Source organism: Pedobacter frigidisoli (assembly GCF_004331675.1).
In the GTDB taxonomy this organism is placed as follows: domain Bacteria; phylum Bacteroidota; class Bacteroidia; order Sphingobacteriales; family Sphingobacteriaceae; genus Pedobacter; species Pedobacter frigidisoli.
Map to the genome: position 1 here is coordinate 1 of NZ_SJSN01000042.1, position 5,194 is coordinate 5,194.

General features: G+C 42.5%; 6 protein-coding genes and 1 pseudogene. 3 read left to right on the forward strand and 4 right to left on the reverse strand.

Features of this window, described 5'->3' with window-relative positions:
- Positions 1-277: pseudogene (locus EZ449_RS22925) on the forward strand (methyltransferase family protein); the annotation flags it as partial.
- A gap of 291 nt (positions 278-568) precedes the next feature.
- Here EZ449_RS22925 and EZ449_RS22265 read toward each other — a convergent pair.
- The gene (locus EZ449_RS22265) at positions 569-790 is read right to left on the reverse strand and encodes a hypothetical protein (protein ID WP_131563074.1); all 222 of its coding nucleotides are present in this window, start codon (positions 788-790) and stop codon (positions 569-571) included.
- Positions 791-1,043: 253 nt separating this feature from the next.
- On the opposite strand from EZ449_RS22265, the gene istA reads away from it, so the two are divergent.
- Positions 1,044-2,588 carry an IS21 family transposase gene (gene istA, locus EZ449_RS22270; RefSeq protein WP_225872412.1) on the forward strand — a complete coding sequence of 515 codons (1,545 nt, stop codon included), beginning with the start codon at positions 1,044-1,046 and terminating at the stop codon, positions 2,586-2,588.
- Positions 2,589-2,591: 3 nt separating this feature from the next.
- On the forward strand, positions 2,592-3,308 hold the full coding sequence (gene istB / locus EZ449_RS22275) for an IS21-like element helper ATPase IstB (RefSeq protein WP_131563078.1): 717 nt from the start codon (positions 2,592-2,594) through the stop codon (positions 3,306-3,308).
- 50 nt (positions 3,309-3,358) lie between these two features.
- Here the strand turns inward: istB and EZ449_RS22280 are convergent, their stop codons facing one another.
- The 3 genes from EZ449_RS22280 to EZ449_RS22930 form a co-directional block, all read right to left on the reverse strand.
- Positions 3,359-3,823, reverse strand: coding sequence for a hypothetical protein (locus EZ449_RS22280; RefSeq protein ID WP_131563079.1), 465 nt, complete (start codon positions 3,821-3,823; stop codon positions 3,359-3,361).
- Positions 3,814-4,137 (reverse strand): hypothetical protein, encoded by a 324-nt coding sequence (locus EZ449_RS22285; RefSeq protein WP_131563081.1) that lies wholly within the window; start codon positions 4,135-4,137, stop codon positions 3,814-3,816. The genes EZ449_RS22280 and EZ449_RS22285 overlap by 10 nt, the downstream gene beginning before the upstream one ends.
- An 855-nt stretch (positions 4,138-4,992) precedes the next feature.
- Positions 4,993-5,194 (reverse strand): hypothetical protein (locus EZ449_RS22930; protein ID WP_205943059.1); only part of this gene is annotated, 202 nt, incomplete at its 5' end.

Genomic DNA, 5,194 nt, shown 5'->3' on the forward strand with positions numbered 1-5,194 from the left:
TACTGTAAATGTTCATAGATGGCTATTTAAAATCCATGGCCTGGGACAGACCATCTCGAGCATGCAATTTAATGGTAAAAGATGGCTTATAAAAGAGTATAATACCCAAGCGATTTGGATCATGGGAATTGTTACTATCCTATTATTCTACTATCCTCAGCTGACCAGCTACAACGTGGAAGTCAGAAACCTGGTTTTTATTATTTCGATAATTCTTATCGGCATATATTACCTCTTCATTAGGTACATGAAAAAATCGGGAAGATGGGCCCTGTAAATACAAATAATTTATTATGTATGATGCTGGCACATGAAAACCCGTTTGCAAACAACAAAGCATATATTGCTACTAAAGGGGTTATCACGTCATTTAGGATTCTGAGTTAATGTGTTTCGGTCAAAATTGACCACTATAATATCTTGATAGACAAGATATACTTCATCCAGCGATCATTTCAATTACCCTTAACGGGGAAGCGCTCTTGCTGCGCTCTGAAATTCTTATTAACGTGGCGAAAAATGTCGATCTTCAAGTTACTACCTGCCCTGTAATGAGGGACGGAGACGTTTAGCTTAAAAATTCCTTTAATTTTTCGGTAAATTCTGCCGCTGAACTCGCTTGGATGAGTTTACATGGTCTTGATGAACCGAAAAGCTGGTTAAGTTCCTCGAACCTGTGCTGAGACATCTTGGTCAGCTCATTGTTATGTACGAACCAGAATTCGCCCTGTCGTCCTTTTTGTTTGTGGAAGAACTTTTGTATCGAGGACAGGTGGATATTCTGGACCATGTTGACCCCCCAATTATGTTTTCCAATTTCGGTTTACGGTAAGACCATTTAAAGCTTTTACTGACATTCCGGCGGATGCTGACCCCACCCTTGGGTATTAAAGATTTTGTAATGGAGCATATTGACCCCTCTTGATCTGCATTAATGCAGTTTCTAATGGAGCATGTTGACCCCCTCCTTAATTTGATTTGGCTTACTTAGGTAAATAATCCTTTACCTAAAGTAGCGTAAGATGGCCGGAAAATCGAAAGCAATGAGTCAGATCAAACAATTATTACGCCTTCACAAACAGGGCGATTCCATTAAGAGCATCGCACGCAACCTAGGCATCAGTAAGAATACCGTTAAGGTATATATTTCCAAACTGGAGGCTGGCGAGATTCCAATTTCGGAACTTCTGGAGATGGAAGACCCATTACTAATGGGCAAATTCCACATAGGAAGTCCAGCCTATAAAGATCCCAGGTTTGAATATCTTCGGTCGAACCTGAGCTATTATGCCAAGGAACTTGAATCAGTTGGGATGACCCGTCTACTTCTCTATGAAGAATATGAGGCTGGTTGCAAGCCTGCATATAGCTATCCCCAGTTTTGTTTCCATCTTCGTCAGCAACTCATAGCCAGACGTCCCGGAATGCGGCTTGAGCATCTTGCCGCAGATAAGCTGTTCGTTGACTTTGCCGGTAAGCAAATGAATTATATTGATAGAGAGACCGGTGAGGTTATTGCCTGCCAGATATTTGTGGCATCGCTTCCATTCTCTGATTACTGCTTTGTAGTGGCCGTCAGGAGCCAGAGGGTAGATGATTTTCTCCATGCGCTCGAATGTTGCCTTAGGGAACTCGGTGGTGCGCCTGCGGTACTGGTACCGGATAACCTGAAGTCTGCGGTTATAAAAGCCAACAGGTTTGAGCCGGAGATCAACCGTGCACTGGATGATTTTGCCAATCATTATGGGATTACGGTGATCCCTACAAGATCGAAAAAACCAAAAGATAAGGCATTGGTGGAGAATCAGGTCAAGCTGGTATACAACCGTGTTTATGCCAGACTTAGGAACCGTCAGTTCTTTGATATCGAATCGCTTAATCAAGCGATTCGGGAAAAGGTAAAGGCACATAACCAGACCAGGATGCAGCAAAAGCCCTACTGCAGGGAAGAGCGTTTTCTTGCAGCTGAAAAACACCTGCTCCATCCACTTCCGGTCGAACGCTTTGAGGTAAGGTATTATTCAGAACCCAAAGTGGCGCATAACAACCACATCTACCTGGGTAAGGATAAACACTATTACAGCGTCCCATTTGCCTATGTAGGACAAAAAGTTCAGGTAATATATACCAGGAGCATGGTGAGGATATACGCCAGGAACAAACAGATTGCAGTTCATGTGCGGAATCTGAATCCAGCTGGTTACTCCACGCAAAAAGACCATCTGAGCTCACATCACCAGCATTATATGGAGAGGAGTCCCAAATATTATATCGCCAGGGCAAAGGAGAAATCTGCAGAACTGCATCTTCTCTTCCAGATGATATTCGAGCAGAACACACATCCGGAACAACTCTACCGTACCTGTGACGGGCTTCTCAGGCTGCAGAAAGGTGTGGATTCCGACAAATTTGGGGCAGCCTGTGAGCTTGCAATGAATGTCCGCAATCTTTCATATCGCTTTGTTGAACGCATACTAAAGAATAACATGGTTGGTAATCAGGATGAACCGAAACAGGAACAGCCACTCCCAGATCATAACAATATCCGTGGTATGGAATATTATTCACAAACAACAATTAAATTCTAAAAAATGAATATCGAAACACAACTCAGGCATCTACGCCTGCATGGTATGACCCGTAGTTGGTCAGCCCTCAATGAAACAAGAAAACTACATGAACTAACCTTTAGTGAGGGGATGGAAATATTGCTTCAGGCAGAGACCGATGACCGGGATGGAAAGCGGTTTGAACGTCTTCAGTTAAATGCAAACTTCCGTTACAGGGCATCAATCGAGGAACTGAACATGGATTCCAAGCGGGGACTGGACAAGGCTACTGTGGGAATCCTTGCCACAGGCGATTATATCCCCAAGGGAGAGGCAATATTGGTCTGCGGTTCCACGGGAACCGGAAAATCGTTCCTGGTTTCCGCATTGGGCCACCAGGCATGTGCCCAGGGATACAGAGTCGCTTACTTCAATGTACAGAAGTTACTTTTAAGAACAAAGATGAGCCGGATTGATGGAAGTGTCTATAAGTTCTTTGAGAAGATATCAAAGGCAGATCTGCTTATTCTGGATGATTTTGGGCTAACCCATTTCGAACAGCAACAGCGAATGGATATGCTGGAGATAATTGAGGATCGGCATGCAAAAAAAGCAACTATAATTGCCAGCCAGCTACCAGTGGAAAAATGGTGGGACATCTTTGGAGATTCAACGCTGGCCGATGCCTTTCTGGATCGTATGGTCCACACATCTTATCGTATTGAATTAAAAGGAGAAAGTCTAAGAAAAAAAAGGTGAAATTGTCATGCCGTCAGCTATGACAGGCCAAATCCCCGAGGGGGTCAGTATCATGCATTACTGGGGTCAATATCACCATAATATCCAGACAGGCCGACCTTGCTTCTGGTGAGGTATTTGACCTCGATGTATAGGGTTCTCTGATTATAGGTGAATTCGATGTCAAACCCCCAATCCATTGGTTCACCCAACCGCCTTACCTCAACGCCTGGATAATTCTGCAGAGCCTTGACGATTTCGCTTTCAAAGGCGATGCCGCCTCGATAGCCCGTGAATTCTGCCTCAACCTGACTGACCTGGTTGTTGATTTCTTCCTGGGTTTCCTTTTCCTTGAGGTATCTAAGGTAATAGCCGTAAACGGCACCACCTGTTGCGGTCAGGGTAAAGATCACCGATAACCAACCCAGTAGGGGAACTGAACTTTTCTTCTCTTCCGCTTTGTTTAAATTTGGTGGTATGGTCTTTCTGATCAGCTGCGATTCGGCGATCAGTTGCCTTCTTTTTTCTAGTGGCAAAATTTATCGTCCATGAAAGAGGCCTCCACTTCGACCATGATCTGCGCTGTAGTGAGGGGATAACTTTTATTAAGAATAATTTCTTTTGCCTTGACCAGCGACTGTATCTCTGGATAGGTGCAGGTGGAATCGCTAAAGATCAGTTCTTTGATCGATTGCGCAAGGCTGGCTTGGGCATTGTAGAATTTCTGTTTTTCTGCATCTTCTAGCCATGCAGGGACGTAATAGACACCGAAGTAGATAGATAGAATAATCCCGATCAAACTCATGATGTTCGATACGTTTTTGACGACGATGTTCCAAAGCGCTTTCATGACGATTTTTTTTAAAGATAGGGATTTGGATCAGATATGCACAGGTTAGGAGGATGTAGCCAATTTAGAAACTATAAAATGCCAGCGATGGGGTTTTATGGTTTCGCACAGCCCACACACAGCACGCAAGGATCATTGGTAAAACTGTACAAAAAGATCTTGGGATTATAACTTTGAAACAATAGAAATTTATCGTTTGGTCAAATTTATGGTTTCGACAAGCGTTACTAAAGGGTGTCTTTAGACAATCGATTAAATAAAGTATTCCATAAGAAGAGTTCATGACGGAAGCAATTTTCGACCTCATTGGGTTGCTTGGCTCGTCAACGCAGGATATCAAAATATGAAGATATCGTTCATGAGTTTTTGTAGAAGTGGTGAGGCAAAAATAAAACAGTAACAAATACGAAAAGGAGCAAAATTTTGAAGTTCCAAAAATAGTTAGCAAATTGCCTCTGTAAGTCAGAAAAGCACATTTTACCTCATAATAGGTCGATTAGGCTAGAGGACTCATAATCTTTGATTCCCATTAACCACTACGCCTTGACATGCTTGAATTCGTAAAATAAGTAATTTACAGTACAAACTTTCCTCCTTCGGTTACACTGCGTCAAAAATGTGTGCAAATTTTGTGCAAACCTACGGCAGGATTTTTCAAAAGAGGTTCAATAAGTATTGTGCACAAGATTATAAATAAATAATCCTTATTAGCCTCTGTCCATAGGTTAGAAGAGAATCATCTCAACCTTCACTCAATTCGATTTTTTATTAGTTTCGTTAAAAATATGCAGCGCTAGACACGCTGTTTAGGAAAACTTCAAAAAAAATAAAAATCTTGTAAATTTTGCCGAAGATTTAGTCCCGACAGCCATTGTATGCATTGACTATCGCTTCCCTATCCCTGACCGTGTATTTTTCCCCTTCTACCCATTCCTTCAACAGTGTCGGACAGTCTGCAATCAGTTCTGCGATACGCTTCTTTGGATTGATTACATTCAGGTAAACAACCTTATCATCCTTGATCATGATTGGTAACGTGTTCCCGGGAACATAAAGC

Coding starts and splice junctions, on each gene's coding strand:
- EZ449_RS22265 (WP_131563074.1), bottom strand. CDS start 790: ATGGTCCAGAATATCCACCTGTCCTCGATACAAAAGTTCTTCCACAAA.
- istA (WP_225872412.1), top strand. CDS start 1,044: ATGAGTCAGATCAAACAATTATTACGCCTTCACAAACAGGGCGATTCC.
- istB (WP_131563078.1), top strand. CDS start 2,592: ATGAATATCGAAACACAACTCAGGCATCTACGCCTGCATGGTATGACC.
- EZ449_RS22285 (WP_131563081.1), bottom strand. CDS start 4,137: ATGAAAGCGCTTTGGAACATCGTCGTCAAAAACGTATCGAACATCATG.